Here is an 18,708-nt window from a genome sequence, read left to right as displayed (position 1 = left end):
CGAGCTCGCCGTTCTGCTCGTCGATGCGCGCAAGGGTCTGCTGACGCAGACCCGCCGGCACGCGATCATCGCCAGCCTGCTCGGCATCCGTTACGCCGTCCTCGCCGTCAACAAGATAGATCTCGTCGATTACGCCGAGGGCGTGTTCGACGAGATCGCCGGCGCCTTTGCGGAGTTCGCGGTCAATCTCGGCTTCAAGGAGCTCAAGGCCATCCCGATCTCGGCGCGGCACGGCGACAACGTCTCGTCGGCCAGCACGCGAATGCCCTGGTACACGGGGCCGCATCTGCTCGACTATCTGGAATCGGTCGACGTCGAGGACGACCGCGCGACGCGACCCTTCCGCCTGCCCGTGCAATGGGTGAATCGCCCGAATCTCGATTTCCGCGGATTTGCCGGCACGATCGCCAGCGGCACGCTGCGCGTCGACGACGAAGTCGTCGCGCTGCCGTCCGGGCAGGCCAGCCGCGTCAAGGCGATCCTGGCGCTCGGCGGCGAGGTCGCCGAGGCGAGCGCGGGCGACGCCGTCACTGTGAGCCTGGCGCACGAGATCGACATTTCCCGCGGCGACATGCTGGCGCTCGTGCGTGCGCGACCTCAGGTGGCCGACCAGTTTGCGGCGCATCTCGTGTGGATGTCACAGGACGCGCTGCTGCCCGGCCGCTCCTATGTGATGAAGGTCAACCACGCGACGGTCACCGCCACGGTGACCGAGCTCAAGCACCGCATCGATACCGACAGCCAGGCCAAGCTCGCCGCAAAGACGCTAGCGCTCAACGAGGTCGGCGTCTGCAATCTCTCGCTTGCGCGCGCCGTGGCCTTCGACGCCTATGCCGACAACCGCACGACCGGCGCCTTCATCCTGATCGACCGCCTGTCGAACGAGACGGTTGCCGCGGGCATGATCGACTTCGCGCTGCGGCGGGCGACAAATGTCCACCACCAGGTGATCACGGTCAGCAAGGCCGAGCGGACGCAGCTGATGCACCACAAGCCGGCGGTGCTGTGGTTCACCGGCCTTTCCGGCGCGGGCAAGTCCACGATCGCCAATCTGGTCGAGGCCGGCCTGCACGCGCGCGGCGTGCACACCTTGATGCTGGACGGCGACAACGTCCGCCACGGCCTCAACAAGGACCTCGGCTTCACCGAGGCCGACCGCGTCGAGAATATCCGCCGCATCGGCGAAGTCGCCAAGCTCATGACCGACGCTGGCCTCGTCGTGCTCTGCTCGTTCATCTCGCCGTTCCGGGCCGAGCGGCGGATGGTGCGCGAGTTCGTCGCCGACGGCGAGTTCATCGAAATCTTCGTCGATACGCCGATCGAACAGTGCATTGCTCGCGATCCGAAGGGCTTGTACAAGCGGGCGCTCGCCGGTGAGATCAAGAATTTCACTGGTATAGATCAGGCGTATGAAGCGCCAGAAAATGCAGAAATCTGGCTTAATGCGGAACGGACAGCGCCGGAAGCATCGGCGACCAAAATTATTGACTATCTGGTAAGCCGAAAAACCCTCTGAAACAGAATAGTGCTGAATTGGCTGGGCTCTATCGGTAGGCGGGTCTCTCGTAAAACACCGACTTGCGACGATTTTCGAACAGCTTAGGTCGGCCAGTCGTTTAGTCACTATTGGTAAGGCATGTATGTCAACGCAGGAAATGATAGCCGAGCTTTCGAGCGCGCCGGAGTTCATGCCGTCAGCATTCTGGGCCGATATCGCGCAAAGAAATGAAATTATGCTCGATGAAAGTGGAATCGCGTCTTTCAAAAGAACTCTGAGCAATAATTATTTCAATTGGCCGGTTACGGCTGCCTATCATCCATATTTTGTTATGGCCGTTTTAAAGTGGCTTCGCACGCCAAGAAGATCTGTCTTTTCCGCCAAAATCGAAGACCAAATTACGTTGCGGCTTGCCAATGTAGACAAGCCGCTTGTGCTTTCTTCCGTCCAGAGGCAAATCTACAAAGCCTATGTTTGTTTCGTCTGGGAAAGGATGCGTACTTTTGATCGCCTGCGTATATCTGACTGGGTCGAGGAGCCGCTTGTCGGGGCCCCCATTTCGATCAGGGTAGGCCAAAAGCTGATTTCCCAGGATCTTGCCAATTCTGTTGTGGAGGCGAACTTAATTTTGCCGGTCGTGGCAGATTTGCCAAAGCCTCGATTTGCGGAGATCGGCGCGGGCTACGGCCGTTTGGCGCACGTGGTTTCGGCGGCAGTTCCTTCTACCTATTGCATCTTTGATATTCCGCCGGCGTTGGAAGTGTCGCAATGGTATGTTCAGCAGGTGCTTCCGGAGAAACGCGTGTTCGGATTTCGCCGCTTTGGATGCTTTGCGGACGTTGAGGATGAATTGCGAGCTTCGGACGTGGCGTTTTTTACATCCAACCAGATGGCATTGTTTCCTGACCGCTGGTTCGATGTCACCAGTACAATTAGTACGCTGCCCGAGATGACGGCAAGGCAGGTCAACCTTTTCTTGAACCTCATGCAATCCAAGACCGCTCGGGCGATCTTTTTCAAGCAATGGAAATCATGGGGAAATCGCAGGGACGGCTTCCGGCTGCAGCGCAGCGACTATGTATTGCAGAATGATTGGCGCTTGAGTGTTGACCGGACAGATCCTCTGGTTCCAAGCTTCTTTAATCAGCTGTGGGAACGCATTTGACGCCCGTTGATCAGCTTTACGAAGTGCCGGAGCTACATCTGATGGCGGGTGTGCTGCCAACGGTCGACCTAGCGGCGAGGGAACTTGCGTGTCGTTAAAGAATTTAAAAAATGTCCGCACGCACTTTGCCTTCGGGAAAAATTGGGCCTCATATGCGTCTTTAATCGACGAGCCTCAGATTGAGGAGGCAGCCAGGGGCCTGCTGAAGCTGGTTCCTCTCGAGGATTTCAAAAATCGCTCGTTTCTGGACATCGGCTGCGGCTCTGGTTTGCACGCGCTTGGCGCCGCGCGACTGGGCGTCAGTCGAATTCTCGCCATAGATATCGATCCAGACAGCGTCGCCACGAGCGATGCAGTGCTTTCTCATCATAACGTCGCGGCGTCTTGGCAAGTGGAGACAACAAGCGTGTTCGACCTTGACGCCTCGCGTCAAGGTACATTCGACGTTGTATATTCGTGGGGGGTTTTGCATCATACAGGAAGTATGTGGGAAGCGATTGGAAAGGCTGCCTCAATGGTTGCGCCGAGTGGATTGCTTGCCATCGCTCTCTATCGCAAGACCCGAACGGATACGTTATGGAAAATGGAGAAACGCCTATACTCTCGAATGCCGAGGTTACTTCAAGGTTGTATTCGGGCGGCCTATATCGGCGCGTTTCGTTTCGCAATGGTAGCGACAGGTCGAAAGTTTAGGGAGTATGTTGCGAATTACCGATCCTCTCGGGGTATGGATTTTTATCACGACGTGCACGACTGGCTAGGCGGCTATCCCTTTGAGACGGCAAGCGCGTCGGAGGTCGAGTCCGAGCTTTCGAAACTCGGCTTTAAACCTGAACGCATATTTGCGCGGCCGATCACCACTGGTATTTTTGGTTCCGGATGTGATGAATTCGTTTACCGATTACAAAAGTAAATCGCGCTTAGTTGCGTAGGGCTATTGCCGCTTTGTACCTGCAGGCGGCCCAACCTTGCGCCACTGTAGGTACAGACGACGACGGATTTCGACGGCATTGTGCCGCTTAGCAGACACCGGGAACTTGACCTGAGTTTGTTAAATGGGGCCAGGGGCACTATTTTTCTTGAGTGTGGTCGCGGTTAACAAAAGTGACGCGTTCGCCGTCTTACCTTATTCGCTACGATGCGACTTCCAGAATGCTAAGGCGATCTCGATCGGCTCGATTTTATATTGCTGCCACCAAGACTGTTCATCTCCCGTGCTATGAACCCCTCGATGGTGTGTTCGGCATAGCGGTACTGTAAATTCGTCGCTGACCTTCCGTCCGAGGGCGCGGAGTTGAGCAAATCGGATATGGTGAGCGTCTGAGGGGGTGCGTCCACAGATTAGGCAGGGCTGCGTGGCGACGAACCTGAGATGCTCCTTGTCGCGAATGCGGCGTGGTTCGGGGAAGGCGAGGGCGCTTTTGTCGATGCGTGGCGCATCGGGGGCAGACCGTTTGCTGCGCCGCGGTTTGGCTCGCCTGCCATTTGTCGGCTCCGGATCTGGTGATGTTGTCGTCGAGGCAGCGGGCGGCAGCGCTTCTTCTGTGACGGACGGGTTTCCTTGGTCCGGAGCAACGATAGCCGCGCTCTCGTCCTGGGAGGTGGCTACGCCCGGAAGCTTTGCCGCAAACGCCTCCTCCAGCCGGCGTGCGTCCTCCTCCCGAAGCGTGTTCTTCACGGGCAGAATGCGATGCGCCCAGCTGGCGAGATCGTCGGCTGCGAGCAGCTGCTTCAGCTCATCCAGAAGCGTATCGCATTGTCGCGCGGAGTCGGCCGTCGACAGCAGGGGGCGGGACGGCGGGACGAATGCCTTTCCGGCGTGACGGCCAGGGATGCCGGTCGCGGGCCGGATTGTTGTAGCCGCGGCTGCGGTGGCTGAGGGCGCGCTGGTCGCTGACGTTGTGCTCGGCGCTATACGGTCCGCTGTTTGCGTCGTTCCTGCCGCCGTCGAATTGACGGCCGTCGCAATCCCTGATCCCGCAACGCCCGTCTGCCCAAGCGAGGACTGACCAGCCAGATCCGGAGCGTCCCGGTCATCATCCCCGGCGATTCCCACGAGCGTAAACAGCGAGTGCCGCCGGGCATAGGTGAGGGCGGCGCCGAGGCGATGCGGGGCATTGGTCTCGGTGACCTGGCACACCGGCCATTCCGAGGACATCCACTCGCCCGAGGCATGGGCGAGTGTAGTGGTTAGCCGGATGAGGCCGCTGTCCTTGTCGATGGAGGTTGTCTGGACTGCCGCGATCTCATGCTTGCCGAGACACTTCCGCACGATCTCCAGCCCTGAAGAGAGCGGCGCGTAGCGGAAGGTCTTGGCCTCCTCTCGCGGGAAGGGGGAGTTGATCGTCGCGGTCAGCGACTTCTCCGGATTGGTGAGCTCGATCTGCGCCTTGGCCAGAGCCGCGGCGATGGCGCCAATGCTCTCACTGGACTGCTGCATAGCCGGCCTCCACAGTCTCCAGAACATCGAAGCTGATGGCGCCGGACTTCGAGCGCTTGGCCCGCAGGCCGTGGCCGATTGCTTCCTTGGCGTCCTCCGGGACGAGCTTCTTCAACTCGCTCTTTGCCGCCTCATGCTCGAAGAAGGGCAGGCGGGTTTGGAAGTAGATACCGGCGAACTCCGCCCAGGCATTGGACCCGGTCATGTCGACCGAGCGGACCGCCTCAATGCGCGGGCGGGGCGCCTCCACCCCGAATAAATACGGGGTCTCGCCGGTCTCGACACAGCGCCAGAACTTCCGCTCGGCGGTCATGAGCAGGTGCTGATAGAGCGGGTCGGCATTGATGATGAGATGCACCCATTTGCCGCCTCCGGTGATGATGGAGAGCGAGGCCTGCCGGGCGTTGATGACCCACATATTATGCTGGAGCTGGGCCATATGTTTCTCGGCTGCGCCTTCCTCGGAAAAGGACCAGGGCAGCATGAATTTGGCCTCGTAGACCGCCCCTGAGGCCCCGACGACCCCGTCCAGGGTCGCCCCCATCCACTTGTTGACTGGGTGGCGCACGTGCCGCTGCACGTGCTTCACGTTTAGGCCGGTATTGGTCTCGAACCACCGACGGTTCAGGTCCTCGGTGGCACTGCCGAGCTGGACGATCAGGTTACCGGAGAGGTCCTCCGGCTCGACCTCACCCCGTTTCTCCCGCCACAGCCGCAGCAGCCGTGCCTCATCCTGCCCCATGATGATCCGGGCATCCGAGCCGCCGATGAAGGTGCGGCGGCTATTAACTGGTTGATTGATTGTCTCATTAAGCATTGCGTCTTCCCTCGATCTGTAGAACATATACGGATCAGATAGATGATCCAGAAGAGATCATATAGATGATCCAAAAAGGATCAAGACATTTTTTGATTTACCCCGCTCAGTTGCGCGCTGGGCGAGGATTGCTTGGTTGGTCACAGACGGATTTAGCCCAGCATGCTGGGCTCTCTCTTCCAACCGTGAAGCGCGTCGAAACTGATCTTGGAATTCGGGTGTCAGAGGATGCGCGTTTGAAATTGTGTAGCGCGCTAGAAAAGGCGGGGGTGGAATTCATTCCCGAGAACGGCGGGGGGCCGGGAGTCCGCCTTCGCAAACGCCAAGGCAATAAAGGCTAGGCAATCCAGTCGCACAGGTAGCGCCAGCTACCGCTTTATAAACGCGGTAATGCCGCCGTCCGGTTTGCGCTTAGGCGTCCTGCCTGGGCCACGCGGTCGACCGGCTGACGGTGGAACTAGGCCGGCCAATTGAGCAATGAATTTTAGCGACGGGAGCTTCGGAAATGCTCTGTACGGGCTGCCAACGAACGGAGTTTTGCTCGCGGACCCCTTACGAGGTCGGCGAACTGCTTGAATAGCCATCCGAGTCTCTCGGGTTAGCTCGTCGCCCCTCAGTGGTCGTCCATCCGCATCATAAAAGTCGCCCCAGTTCGCGAATGCCATGGCGGCCGCGTGCTCAACAACCTTGAGGTACAAGGCGTTCGTAGCCTGCCGCACATCCTTACGCCGGCGCTCCAGCTCCGCCGCGACAGCCGGCTTCCTTAGGAGTTCGGAAGCAATAGAACGCGCTGTTTTCTCGCTGTAGCCGGCCGCAATGGCTGCACGGCTTCCTACGCCGCCGACCAAATACTCTTCGACGAAACGGATTTGCTTCTGAGTGAGCATTGGATGGAATCTCGCTGCATGAACTTTGATATCACTTATTATTATGCCTCCTTAAGCTATAAATGTCAGGTTTTGTAAGGTTAGAAACTGGAGTAATCCACGGGAAAATGCTCCGCCGTCGGGCAGCATCTCGAGCCCTTTGCCGAAGTGGCTCGTCCCCTCGATCAGTTCGCTGCGCCGGGCAGGTACGTCCAGCGCGCACCGCGCTTTGACTCCAATTATCGAATCGGTGTGTCTGGCGCGCGGGGCGACTGCAATCGTTTGAACGGGAGATTGAATCCCGTGGTCGCCGCAACCCTCAATCTCACCCTCGGCGCCATCAGTCGTCCCTTTGCCTATCGGAAGGGCACGGTCGATGAGGCTGTCGTCGCGCAGGCACTGAAGGTCGGCGCCTTTGACGTCGAGCGTTTGCGGCGCGGCGGTGAACTGGTCGCGCTGTACGAGCGGATGGTGGCGAGTGGCAGGCCGCCGTTGGTCGTCGACACTGCGGCCAACATCGGCGCGGCCGCGGTCTTCTTCACCTACAAGTTTCCCAACGCCAGGATCATCGCGCTCGAACCGGATTCGGCGAAATTCGAGCTGCTCATCGCGAATACCGCCGGTCTGCCGGTACAGTGCATCCAGGCGACGGTTGCTTCCGAGGGCGCGGTCGATCGCGCGGCGCCGCGTGTGGCCGTCGGCGACATTTACGACAGGTCGCCCGACACTCAGCCGTTCATCCTCAAGTTCGACATCGAGGCGGACGACCTGTTCGCGCTCAATACAGAGTGGCTGCAACGAACGCCGGCCCTCATCGCTTCTCTCAGCGATTATCTCGTTCCCGGCACCGCGGCCTCGCGCCGGTTCATCAAATATACCACCGGTTGGGATCGCGACTTAATATACGCCGAGGACAACCTGTTCTCGCTGCGCCGCACCCCGATGCGAGCGGCGGCGTGAGGCGCGAGGACCGGCATGTTGGTGATCGACGGCGAAGTTCATGAGTTTCAAGCGCTGCCCCTGATCTTCTTTGGACGGCAGAAGCCGCTGGCGTACGTCGTCAACCCGAAAGCGGCGTCGACGGCGTCGCATAACTTCATCTTCTACGTCAATCACGGCTACCGTTATTTCGACGCGTTCAGACTTTGGGACAGCCACGTTGCAACCCTGCGGATCGGCGGAACGGAGTTTCTGCCGGATGTCCTCGATCAGTTTCTGGAGCTTAATCCGGAATGTTTTTCGATTGTCCGAGATCCACTGCGGCGCTTCATCTCCGCCTTCCTATCGAAGGTGCTCACGACCGATGACCCCAGCTACCACACATTCCGCGAGGCTCTGACCTCGCTGTGCGGTCTCGATTTGAGTCCCGAAGCCGATCCCGCGCGATCGTGCCTCGCTTTCGCGCAATGGATTTCGGTGCAGGAGCGGCCGCAGGACCTCGACCCCCACTTCCGACCGCAGCATTTCAATCTGGCGATTGGGAGCCGATTTAAGGTCGATACGATCCTGGGCCTTGAAGACCAGGATATGCTGCACGCTTATTTTGCGAAATGGATCGGCGAGGAGAAAGCTAAATGGTTTCTCTCGCTCCGCTTCAACGAGCAAACCAGGTACAAGGCATCGGATTGCGTGAGCGACGAGCTGAGGAGTCTTGTCCGAAAAATCTATGCGAAGGACTATGAGCTGTTCTACGCCTGAAGAGGCGGGAAGCGGGGCAGCTCAACTGCGCTTGTACATATCCTCGAGCCGCACGATGTCGTCCTCGCCGAGATAGCTGCCGGTCTGCACTTCGATCAATTCGAGCGGGATGCGGCCCTGATTGGCCATGCGGTGCACGCTGCCGATCGGGATATAGATCGACTCGTTCTCGTGCACTGGCCTGACCTGATCGCCGATCGTCACCTCGGCGGTGCCGCGCACCACGATCCAGTGCTCGGCGCGATGACGGTGCTTCTGCAGTGACAGCACGCCGCCTGGCGCCACGACGATGCGCTTGACCTGGAAGCGCTCGCCGTTGTCGATCGACTCGTAATAGCCCCACGGCCTGTGCACGCGGCGATGGTCGGTCGCCTCCGGCCGCTTGGCCGCCTTGAGCCTGTCGACGAGCGCCTTGACGTCCTGTGCGCGTTCGCGCGGCACCACCAGCACCGCATCCGGCGTCGCCACCACCACCAGATCCTTGACGCCGACGAGCGCGGTCAGTTGCCGCTCGGAGTGGACCACGCAGTCCTGCGTGTCGAGGGCGACGACTTCGCCATGCGCCACGTTGCCCTGCGCGTCGCGCGGCCGGATGTCGAACAGCGCGTCCCAGCTGCCGATGTCCGACCAGCGGAAATTGCCTTCCACCACCGCCGCGCGGTCGGTGCGCTCCATAACCGCGTAGTCGATCGACTTCTGTGGCGAGCGGGCGAAGGCCTCCGGATCAAGCCGCAGGAAGCCGAGATCATCGGTCGCGTCGGCGACCGATGCCTGGACCGCTTCCGCCATCTCCGGCTCGAGCCGGGCGAGTTCGGACAGCAGCACCTCGGCGCGGAACAGGAAGTTGCCCGAATTCCACAAATAACCTTCGCTGAGGTAGCGGGCCGCCGTCGGCGCGTCCGGCTTCTCGACGAAGCGATCCACGGCGCGCACGCCGCTCTGCCCGAGCGGCGCGCCCGGCCGGATGTAGCCGTAGGCGGTCTTCGGCTCGGTCGGCCTGATGCCGAAGGTGACGATGGCGCCGTCCGCGGCAGCTTCCAGGCCGGTCAGGCAAGTGTCGCGGAAGGCCTGCGGGTCGAGGATGATGTGGTCGGCGGCGAGCGCCAGCACGACGGCCTGTGGGTCGCGCTGGCGCGCCACTGCCGTGGCCGCCGCGATGGCCGGCGCCGAGTCGCGCCGCAGCGGCTCGATGACCACCGTCGCCTCGATTCCGACCTCCTCAGCCTGCCGGCGGGCGAAGAAGTGGAACTGCGGCCCGGTAATGACGATGGGCGGCGCGAAGCCGGGGCCCTGCACCCGCAGCAGCGTCTCCTGGTAGGTCGAGCGGTCGCCGACCAGCGGCAGGAACTGCTTGGGAAAGGAATCGCGCGAGACGGGCCAGAGGCGCGTCCCGGCGCCGCCGGCGAGCAGGATGGGGGTGATCTGTGGGGCCATCGGACTTAGGGTAACGGGCACTAGGTTCGATAGAGGAATCGCCGTAAGGCAAGGGTAAGGCGGCCCCGAAAATCGCCGTCGCGCCGCCGCCCAAGTCCTTTTCTAGCATCCGCTTCGTGCCCGCGCACGCGCAAAGGTATCGATGATTCAACGCATCCTGACGGTCGGCGGCTATACCCTGCTGTCGCGCGTCACCGGCTTCGTCCGCGATATCATCCTGGCGGCGGTGCTCGGTGCGGGGCCGGCGGCGGACGCCTTCTTCGTGGCGCTGCGGTTGCCCAACCACTTCCGCGCCATCTTCGCCGAGGGCGCCTTCAACGCCGCCTTCGTGCCGGCCTATGCCCGTATTCACGCGCAGGGCGGGGCGCACCGGGCGGGGCTGTTCGCCGACCGCATCTTCACACTGCTCCTGGCGAGCCAGGTCGTCCTGCTCGCCGTGGCGCTCTTCTTCACGCCGGCGGTGATCGACGCGCTTGCGCCGGGCTTCCGGACCGATCCGGAACGCTTCGGTCTCGCCGTCGATCTTACGCGGATCACGTTTCCCTATTTACTGCTGATCACCTTGGTCACGCTCTACGGCGGCATTCTCAATGCGCGCGAGCGCTTCGCCGCCGCGTCCGCCGCGCCGATCCTGCTCAATCTCTCGATGATCGCCGCGCTGCTGCTGGCGCACTTCTTCCCGAGCGCCGGCCACGCCGCCGCCTGGGGCGTGCTAATCTCCGGCGTGCTGCAGGTGCTGCTCGTCGGCGGCGACGCGTGGTGGACCGGCGCGCTGCCCAAATTCCGCGCACTCAAGCTCGACGACGACGTGAAGCGCTTCTTCCGCGCGCTCGGACCGGCGACCGTCGGCTCGGCCGGCGTGCAACTCGCGCTGTTCGCCGACACGATCATCGCCAGCTTCCTGCCGACCGGCGCGGTATCGGCGCTCTATTACGCCGACCGCATCAACCAGTTGCCGATCGGCGTCATCGGCATTGCCGCCGGCACGGTGGTGCTGCCGGAGATGGCGCGGCGCATCGCCGCCGGCGACGAGAGCGGCGCCGCGCACGCACAGAACCGCGCCGTCGAATTCACGCTGCTGCTCGGCATCCCGTGCATTGCCGCTTTCTTCACCATCCCCGATCTCATCATGCGCGCGCTGTTCGTGCGCGGCGCCTTCACCGACGCCGACGCGCTCGCCGCCGGCCACACGCTCGCGGCTTACGCCTTCGGCCTGTTGCCCTTCGTGTTGATCCGCAGCGCGGTAGCGAGCTTCTTCGCCCGCGGCGATACGGCGACGCCGGTGAAGGCCGCGCTCGCCGCCGCCGCCGTCAACATCGGCTTCAAGGTGCTGTTGATGGGGCCGCTCGCGCAGGTGGGTCTTGCGCTCGCGACCTCGATCGGCGCCTGGATCAATCTCGGCCTCGTCGTCTGGTTCGGCGTGCGCGCCGGGCACATGCGCTCCGATGCGCGCCTGCGCGGCTCGACCGCGAAATTGCTCATCGCCGGCGTCGCGATGGCCGCGGTGCTGTGGCTTGGTCACGCGCCGGTCGCCGCATTGCTCGATCACCGTCACGGCTTCCGGGACCTGTTGACGCTGGCGATTCTCGGCACCATCTCAAGCGCTGTCTATGGCGGCATTGTTCTTGCGTTGTTTGGCCCCGATTGGCTCAAGGCGTTTCGCGCGCGGCGTCGCCGCTGAGCCAAATATTTCGTGATCGCGCTGTAAGTGGACACGGCATCATGCGGACGCTATCTGAACGGGTCCGGAACGACCGGAATCCGTGCGGGGAATTCATGATTTGCACGCGTGGTGTTTCATCGATTTCGCTGATGCGTGGCGCGGGTTTCGCCGCCGCGCTGATGCTTGCGACTTTCGTCGCAGGTTGCGGTCAGGGCGACGGCCAGAAAGCCGCGGCGCCGCCGCCGCCCGCCGTGACCGTTGCGAAGCCGGAGCAGCGCACCGTTTCCGACTACGACGAATATGTCGGCCGCTTCACCGCCGTCGATTCCGTGGAAGTGCGCGCGCGGGTCTCCGGGTACCTCGACTCGATCGACTTCAAGGACGGGCAGATGGTGAAGCAGGGCGACCTGTTGTTCACCATCGACAAGCGGTCGTTCCAGATCGCACTCGACCAGGCGCAGGCCAACCTGACGCAGGCCAGGTCGAACGTCACATTCACCGAAGCCGATCTGAAGCGCGCGCAGCAACTCGTCACCGACAAGTCGATCACCGAGCAGTTGTTTGAGCAGCGCTCGCAGGCCTACCGTAACGCGCAGGCCTCCGTCGCCGCCGCCGACGCCGCGGTGCGCCAGGCGCAACTCGACGTGCAGTTCACCGAGCTGCGTGCGCCGATCGCCGGCCGTATCGGCGACCGCCGCGTCTCGCCCGGCAACCTCGTCACCGGCGGCACCACCGGCAACACCACGCTGCTCGCCACCATCGTCTCGGAGAATCCGATCCACTTCGAGTTCACCTTCGACGAGGCGTCGTATCTGCGCTACCAGCGCATGGCGACGCACGGCGACGACATCGCCAGCCGCGGCCGCGGCCCGGGCGTCGACGTCGCGCTCAAGCTGATCGACGACAAGGACTTCGCGCACCAGGGCCACATGGATTTCGTCGACAATGTCATCGACCCGTCGACCGGCACGATCCGCGGTCGTGCCGTCTTCGCCAACGCGAACGGCATGTTCACGCCGGGTATGTTCGCGCGCATCCGCGTGCCGGCCTCGCCGCCGTACCAGGCGCTGCTGGTGCCGGACGCCGCCATCGGCACCGAGCAGGCGCGCAAATACGTGCTGACGGTGAACGCCGGCAACACCGTCGTGCCGAAATACGTGACGCTCGGTCAGGTGCTGCCGGGCGATCTACGCGTGATCAAGGAAGGCCTCGGTGCCGACGACAAAGTGATCGTCGATGGCCTCATGCGCGCGCGGCCGGGCATCAAGGTGACGCCGCAGGAGAAAACGGCGCAAGCGCAGAAGAAGTAGCCCGTAGCGATGCGCATTTCCCATTTCTTCATCGACCGGCCGATCTTCGCCTCCGTCATCGCGATCGTCTTCGTGATCCTCGGCGGCGTCGCCTTCACGCGTCTGCCGATCGCGCAATATCCGGAGATCACGCCGCCGACGATCACGGTGACCGGCCAGTATCCCGGCGCCAACGCCCAGGTCGTGGCCGAGACGGTGGTGACGCCGATCGAGCAGCAGATCAACGGCGTCGAGAACATGATCTACATGTCCTCGAACTCGACCGGCGACGGCCGCTTCTCGATTTCCGTCACCTTCGACATCGGCACCGATCTCGACACCGCGCAGGTGCAGGTGCAGAACCGCGTCGCCATCGCGCAGCCGCGCCTGCCGACGGACGTGCGCAACATCGGCGTCACGGTGCAGAAGGCGTCGCCCGACCTGATGATGGTCGTGCATTTGCTGTCGCCCGACAATTCGCGCGACACGCTATTCCTGTCGAACTACGCCACGCTGCAGATTACCGACGCGCTCACGCGCGTCGACGGCGTCGGCTCGATCACCGTGTTCGGCGCGCGCGACTACGCCATGCGCGTCTGGCTCGATCCCGACCGGTTGCAATCGGTCGGCCTGACCGCGTCCGACGTCGTCACGGCGCTGCAGGGGCAGAACGTGCAGGTCGCCTCCGGCGTGCTCGACCAGCCGCCGATGGATCATCCGGGAGCTTTCCAGATATCGGTGTCGACGCAAGGGCGGCTCGCCGATCCGACGGAGTTCGGCAATGTCGTCGTCAAACAGACGGCGAACGCGGTGGTACGGCTGAAAGACGTGGCGCGCGTCGAACTCGCGGCGCAGGATTATTCGACCAACTCCTATCTCGACAAGTCGCCGGCGGTGGCGCTCGGCATCTTCCAGCGGCCGGGCTCGAACGCACTGAAGACGGCGGCGCTGATCGAGCAGACGATGCGGGACCTGTCGAAGAGCTTCCCGCAAGGGATGAAATACGACATCGTCTATAATCCGACACAGTTCATCCAGCAGTCGGTCGATGCCGTGCGCTCGACGATCCTAGAGGCGATCGTCCTCGTCGTGCTCGTCATCGTGCTGTTCCTGCAGACCTGGCGCGCCGCGGTCATTCCAATCATCGCCATTCCGGTGTCGCTGGTCGGCACCTTCTTCTTCATGGCGATGTTCGGCTTTTCGCTGAATAACCTGTCGTTGTTCGGCCTCGTGCTCGCCATCGGTATCGTCGTCGACGACGCCATCGTCGTGGTGGAGAACGTGCAGCGCGGTATCGAGCACGGCCTGTCGCCGCGCGACGCGGCCCGCCGCAGCATGGACGAGGTCGGCACGGCGCTGATCGCCATCGCGCTGGTCTTGGCCGCGGTGTTCGTGCCGTCTGCCTTCATCACCGGCATCTCCGGTCAGTTCTACCGTCAGTTTGCGTTGACCATCACCGGCGCCACCGTCATCTCGCTCACCGTGTCGCTGACCTTGTCGCCGGCGTTATGCACCTTGCTGCTCAGGCCGCCGCGCGAGAACGGCGCGCACTGGTGGAACTGGCCGACGCGCACCTTCTTCGGCTACTTCAACCTTGGTTTCGAGAAGCTGACACGCGGCTACGGCTGGCTGTCGGGACGCACCGTGCGGCTGTCGGTGTTGATGCTGGTCGCCTACGCGGTCGTCATCGGCTTCGGCCTCAACGAATTCCGCAAGACGCCGGTCGGCTTCATCCCGCAGCTCGATCGCGGCTATCTCATCATCGTCACCCAACTGCCGCCGGCGGCCTCGCTCGCCCGCACCGACGCGGTCAACGCCAAGGTCGTCGACATCGCGCTAAAGACGCCGGGTATCGACCACGCGGTAAACATCGTCGGCTTCTCCGGCGCGACCTTCACGCAGGCGCCCAATGCCGGTGCCGTGTTCGTGACGCTCAAGCCGTTCGAGGAGCGCGCTGGGCACGCCAACGAGACGGCTGCGGCGATCCAGGGCGAGCTGTTCAAGCGGCTGGCCGGTATCCAGGAAGCGCAGGTCTTCGTCGCCGCGCCGCCGCCGGTCTCCGGCATCGGCAATGCCGGCGGCTTCCGCATGATGGTCGAGGACCGCGCGGGCCGCGGGCCGGTGGCGCTGCAGAACGCAACATATGCGATGATGGGCCGTGCTGCCCAGACGCCGGGCCTCAGCCAGGTCTATTCGCTGTTCGAGACAACGACGCCGCAGCTCTATCTGGACATCGACCGCACCAAGGCGCAGTTGCTCGGCATCAACATCCCCGACGTCTTCGCGGCGCTGCAGATCTATCTCGGCTCGGCCTACGTCAACGACTTCAACCTGTTCGGCCACACTTACCGCGTCGTCGCGCAGGCCGCCGACAAATATCGCGCCGACACCCGCGACGTTCTGAACATCCGCGTGCGCAACAAGAGCGGCGCCACCGTGCCGCTCGGCGCTTTCACCACAGTGCGCACCGTCACCGGCCCGTACCGCGTGCCGCGCTACAATCTCTATCCCGCGGCCGAGCTCGACGGCGCCGCGGCGCCCGGCTACAGCCAGGGACAGGCGATCCGGATCATGGAGAAGCTCGCGGCCGAGACGCTGCCGGAGGGCTTCTCCTACGAATGGACGACGCTCGCCTACCAGCAATTGAAGGCCGGCAATACCGCGGTCTTCGCCTTCGTGCTGGCGGTGGTGTTCGTGTTCCTCGTGCTCGCGGCGCAGTTCGAGAGCCTGACGCTGCCGCTCGCCGTCATCCTGATCGTGCCGATGTGTCTCATCGCCTCGATCGTCGGCGTGGTCTTGCGCGGGCAGGACAACAACATCCTGACGCAGGTCGGCTTCATCGTGCTGATCGGCCTTGCCGCCAAGAACGCCATCCTGATCGTCGAATTTGCCAAGCAGCTGGAGGACGAGGGCCGCGACCGCTTCGGCGCCGCCGTCGAAGCCGCACATCTGCGCCTGCGCCCGATCCTGATGACTTCGATGGCCTTCATCCTCGGCGTCACGCCGCTGGTCTGGTCGGTCGGCGCCGGCGCCGAGCTGCGGCAGACCCTCGGCACCACCGTGTTCTCGGGTATGATCGGCGTCACCGTGTTCGGCCTGATTTTCACGCCCGTGTTCTACGTCGTCTGCCGCTGGATCGCGTTGCGGACGGCGAAGGTCAGGGGCCGCAAGGCCGAGGAGCCGGCACATCGGAGTGAGTGAGCATGGCGATGAAGTTCGGTTTCGGTCAGCCGCTCAAGCGCAAGGAAGATGACGCGCTCGTCCGCGGCGCCGGGCGCTACATCGCCGACGTGATGCCGGACGGCGCTTTGCAGGCGGTGGTGGTGCGCTCGCCGCACGCGCACGCGAAGTTCACGATCCGCGATCTGTCGGCCGTGCGCGCCATGAAGGGCGTGCGCCTGGTGCTCACCGCCGCCGACGTCGCCGATCTCGGCCCGATGCCGACGCCGGGCGTGATCCCGGGGCCGACCATCGACGTTCCTTACTACCCTGTGCTGGCGCGCGACGTCGTCAAGCACGTCGGCGACGCGGTCGCCTTCGTCGTCGCCGACACCCTGGCGCAGGCGCGCGATGCCGCCGAGGCCATCGCCATCGACTGGCAGGAACTGCCGCACGTGGTTGGCGCCATGGCCGCGCTGGACGCCAAATCGCCGCGCGTCTGGCCGGACCGCTCCAACCTGTCGTTCGAGACCACGATGGGGGACGAAGCGGCGACCAAGGCCACCTTCGCGCAGGCGGAGCGGGTGGTCGAGACCACCATTGTCAACCAGCGTCTCGTCACCAATTACATGGACACGCGCGGCGTCGTCGCCGAATTCGACGGCAGCCGCTACACATTGACGCTCGGCAGCCAGGGCTCGCACATCATCCGCGACATCATCGGCGTCGAAGTGATGAAGCTGAAGCCGGAGCAGATGCGCGTCATCACCCCCGATGTCGGCGGCGGCTTCGGCACCAAGCTGTTCCCCTATCGCGAATACGCGCTCGCCGCCGTCGCAGCAGAGAGGCTGCGCCAGCCGGTGCGCTGGGTGTCGGACCGCTCCGAGCATTTCCTCGCCGACAGCCACGGCCGCGACAATATCTCGACGGCGCGGCTGGCGCTCGACGACAAGGGCAAATTCCTCGCGCTGGAACTCGATATCGTCGCCGACATGGGCGCGTATCTCTCGTGCTATGCGCCGTACATTCCCTGGCTCGGCATGGGCATGGCGACCGGGCCCTACGACATTCCGATCGCGCATGTGCGTCTGCGCTCGGTCTACACCAACACGGTGCCGGTCGATGCCTATCGCGGCGCCGGCCGCCCCGAGGCGTCCTATCTGATCGAGCGCGCCGTCGATCATGCCGCGCGCGAGATCGGCATGGCGCCCGACGCGATCCGCCGCAAGAACCTGATCAAGCCCAAGGCGCTGCCGTACACGACGCCGACCGGCAAGGTCTACGACTCCGGCGATTTCGCCGGCACGCTGGCGCGCGCGCAGGCGCTCGCCGATTGGGACGGCTTCTCCAGGCGCCTGCGCGAGTCGAAGCGCACCGGCAAGTTGCGCGGCATCGGCATCGCCACCTATGTCGAGGCCTGTGGCAACAACGGGCCGGAGACGGCGCGCGTCACACTCGATCGCGACGGCGGCATCACCGTGCTGATCGGCTCGCAATCGACCGGGCAGGGGCATGCCACCTCCTACGCGCAACTCGTCGCCGAGCGGCTCGACATTCCGCCCGAGCGCGTGCGCGTCATCCAGGGCGACACCGACCGCATTCCAACCGGGGCCGGCACCGGCGGTTCGAGCTCGATTCCCGTGGGCGGCGTCTCGGTCGACCGCGCCAGCAAGACGCTCGCCGACCAGATGAAGGAGATCGCGGCTGACGCCTTGGAAGCATCCGCCGTCGACATGGAGGTCGTCGACGCCACCGTGCGTGTCGCCGGCACCGACCGCGCCATTACCTTCGCCGATCTCGCCGCGCATCCGTCGGCGACGCCGGAGAAACTGACGGCGGCCAACGAGTTCGGCGTCGACGCGCCGACCTTTCCCAACGGCACGCATATCGCCGAGGTCGAGATCGATCCGGACACCGGCGCCACCCGCATCATCGCCTACGTCATCGTCGACGACTTCGGCGCCACGCTGAACCCGCTCATGTTGGAAGGGCAGGTTCACGGCGGCACGGTGCAGGGCATCGGCCAGGCGCTGCTCGAGGACACGGTCTATGACGCCGCCTCCGGCCAGCTCGTCAGCGCCTCGTTCATGGATTACGCCATGCCGCGCGCCGCGGACGCGCCGGATTTCGTGTTCGAGACGCGCAACGTGCCGTGCAAGACCAACCCGCTCGGGGTGAAGGGGGCAGGAGAGGCCGGCGCCATTGGGTCCTGCCCGGCCGTGATCAATGCTGTGATCGACGCTTTGGACCGGGCCTATGGCATCCGCGCCATCGACATGCCGGCGACGCCGCAAAAGATCTGGGCGGCAATCCAAGCGGCCACGCGGGCCGCCGCGGAATAGACCGCCCATCTCCAATGTTCGTTACCCTGCAGAGGGTCATTGGAAGGGATTTCCGGCATGGTTTCGAACTGGGCTCTGGCGGTAACATCTCGCAGATGCTGAAAGGCCAGCAACCCTTCGACGCCGGGGCAGCGGCCTTCGCCAAGGTTGTCGCCAAGAACCGAGACAAGGCGAAGGCTTCACTCGACGGCCTGAAAGCGGCCGCCAAGCCGGTCGGCGACGCTTGCGATAATCGCCACAATGACTACCGTCTGTCGCGGCGTTAGCGCTCGGGGACGGGACGTCTGTTTCACAAGATTCTCATAGCGGTTGTCGCGGCGCTTATCGGCGCCGCGGC

15 protein-coding genes are annotated in these 18,708 nt (G+C 63.4%); 11 read left to right on the top strand and 4 right to left on the bottom strand.

Annotated elements, in window-relative coordinates:
* The 3 genes from cysC to VGV41_RS11170 all read left to right on the top strand — a co-directional run.
* The coding region (cysC, locus tag VGV41_RS11180; protein ID WP_326863897.1) for an adenylyl-sulfate kinase at window positions 1–1,516 on the top strand (1,516 nt) is incomplete at its 5' end.
* A 124-nt stretch (window positions 1,517–1,640) separates the two neighbouring features.
* Entirely contained in the window at window positions 1,641–2,663 is a 1,023-nt protein-coding gene (locus VGV41_RS11175; RefSeq protein WP_326863896.1) for a putative sugar O-methyltransferase, read from the top strand.
* 88 nt (window positions 2,664–2,751) lie between these two features.
* Window positions 2,752–3,576 (top strand): class I SAM-dependent methyltransferase, encoded by an 825-nt coding sequence (locus VGV41_RS11170; RefSeq protein ID WP_326863895.1) that lies wholly within the window; start codon window positions 2,752–2,754, stop codon window positions 3,574–3,576.
* Window positions 3,577–3,789: 213 nt separating this feature from the next.
* Here the strand turns inward: VGV41_RS11170 and VGV41_RS11165 are convergent, their stop codons facing one another.
* Window positions 3,790–5,103: an ERF family protein gene (locus tag VGV41_RS11165; protein WP_326863894.1), complete on the bottom strand. Its 1,314-nt coding sequence runs from the start codon at window positions 5,101–5,103 to the stop codon at window positions 3,790–3,792.
* On the bottom strand, window positions 5,087–5,920 hold the full coding sequence (locus tag VGV41_RS11160; RefSeq protein ID WP_326863893.1) for a YqaJ viral recombinase family protein: 834 nt from the start codon (window positions 5,918–5,920) through the stop codon (window positions 5,087–5,089). The genes VGV41_RS11165 and VGV41_RS11160 overlap by 17 nt, the downstream gene beginning before the upstream one ends.
* 65 nt (window positions 5,921–5,985) lie before the next feature.
* Between VGV41_RS11160 and VGV41_RS11155 the strand changes: the two genes are divergently transcribed.
* On the top strand, window positions 5,986–6,261 hold the full coding sequence (locus VGV41_RS11155) for a helix-turn-helix transcriptional regulator (RefSeq protein ID WP_326863892.1): 276 nt from the start codon (window positions 5,986–5,988) through the stop codon (window positions 6,259–6,261).
* 27 nt (window positions 6,262–6,288) lie between these two features.
* Here the strand turns inward: VGV41_RS11155 and VGV41_RS11150 are convergent, their stop codons facing one another.
* Window positions 6,289–6,807 (bottom strand): terminase small subunit, encoded by a 519-nt coding sequence (locus VGV41_RS11150; protein WP_326863891.1) that lies wholly within the window; start codon window positions 6,805–6,807, stop codon window positions 6,289–6,291.
* Window positions 6,808–6,954: 147 nt separating this feature from the next.
* On the opposite strand from VGV41_RS11150, the gene VGV41_RS11145 reads away from it, so the two are divergent.
* Both VGV41_RS11145 and VGV41_RS11140 read left to right on the top strand, forming a co-directional pair.
* Window positions 6,955–7,746 (top strand): hypothetical protein, encoded by a 792-nt coding sequence (locus VGV41_RS11145; protein ID WP_326863890.1) that lies wholly within the window; start codon window positions 6,955–6,957, stop codon window positions 7,744–7,746.
* 15 nt (window positions 7,747–7,761) lie between these two features.
* Entirely contained in the window at window positions 7,762–8,484 is a 723-nt protein-coding gene (locus VGV41_RS11140; RefSeq protein ID WP_326863889.1) for a sulfotransferase family 2 domain-containing protein, read from the top strand.
* Between the two features lie 21 nt (window positions 8,485–8,505).
* On the opposite strand, the gene VGV41_RS11135 is transcribed toward VGV41_RS11140, so the two are convergent.
* Complete coding sequence (locus VGV41_RS11135; protein WP_326863888.1) at window positions 8,506–9,918, bottom strand: mannose-1-phosphate guanylyltransferase/mannose-6-phosphate isomerase; 1,413 nt, start codon at window positions 9,916–9,918, stop codon at window positions 8,506–8,508.
* Between the two features lie 142 nt (window positions 9,919–10,060).
* Between VGV41_RS11135 and murJ the strand changes: the two genes are divergently transcribed.
* The 5 genes from murJ (at window position 10,061) to VGV41_RS11110 (ending at window position 18,637) form a co-directional block, all read left to right on the top strand.
* Entirely contained in the window at window positions 10,061–11,599 is a 1,539-nt protein-coding gene (gene murJ, locus VGV41_RS11130; RefSeq protein WP_326863887.1) for a murein biosynthesis integral membrane protein MurJ, read from the top strand.
* A gap of 131 nt (window positions 11,600–11,730) precedes the next feature.
* Window positions 11,731–12,891, top strand: a complete 1,161-nt coding sequence (locus VGV41_RS11125) for an efflux RND transporter periplasmic adaptor subunit (protein ID WP_326863886.1) — start codon at window positions 11,731–11,733, stop codon at window positions 12,889–12,891.
* 9 nt (window positions 12,892–12,900) lie between these two features.
* Window positions 12,901–16,071 (top strand): multidrug efflux RND transporter permease subunit, encoded by a 3,171-nt coding sequence (locus tag VGV41_RS11120; protein ID WP_326863885.1) that lies wholly within the window; start codon window positions 12,901–12,903, stop codon window positions 16,069–16,071.
* A complete protein-coding gene (locus VGV41_RS11115) occupies window positions 16,068–18,371 on the top strand; it encodes a xanthine dehydrogenase family protein molybdopterin-binding subunit (RefSeq protein ID WP_326863884.1) in 2,304 nt (767 codons plus the stop codon). Before VGV41_RS11120 ends, VGV41_RS11115 begins: the two co-directional genes overlap by 4 nt.
* A 14-nt stretch (window positions 18,372–18,385) precedes the next feature.
* Window positions 18,386–18,637, top strand: coding sequence for a hypothetical protein (locus tag VGV41_RS11110; protein ID WP_326863883.1), 252 nt, complete (start codon window positions 18,386–18,388; stop codon window positions 18,635–18,637).
* Window positions 18,638–18,708 lie beyond the last annotated feature (71 nt).

It is taken from the genome of Pseudolabrys sp. (assembly GCF_035943735.1).
Lineage (GTDB): Bacteria > Pseudomonadota > Alphaproteobacteria > Rhizobiales > Xanthobacteraceae > Pseudolabrys.
This window is presented reverse-complemented; position numbering and strand designations above follow the sequence as displayed.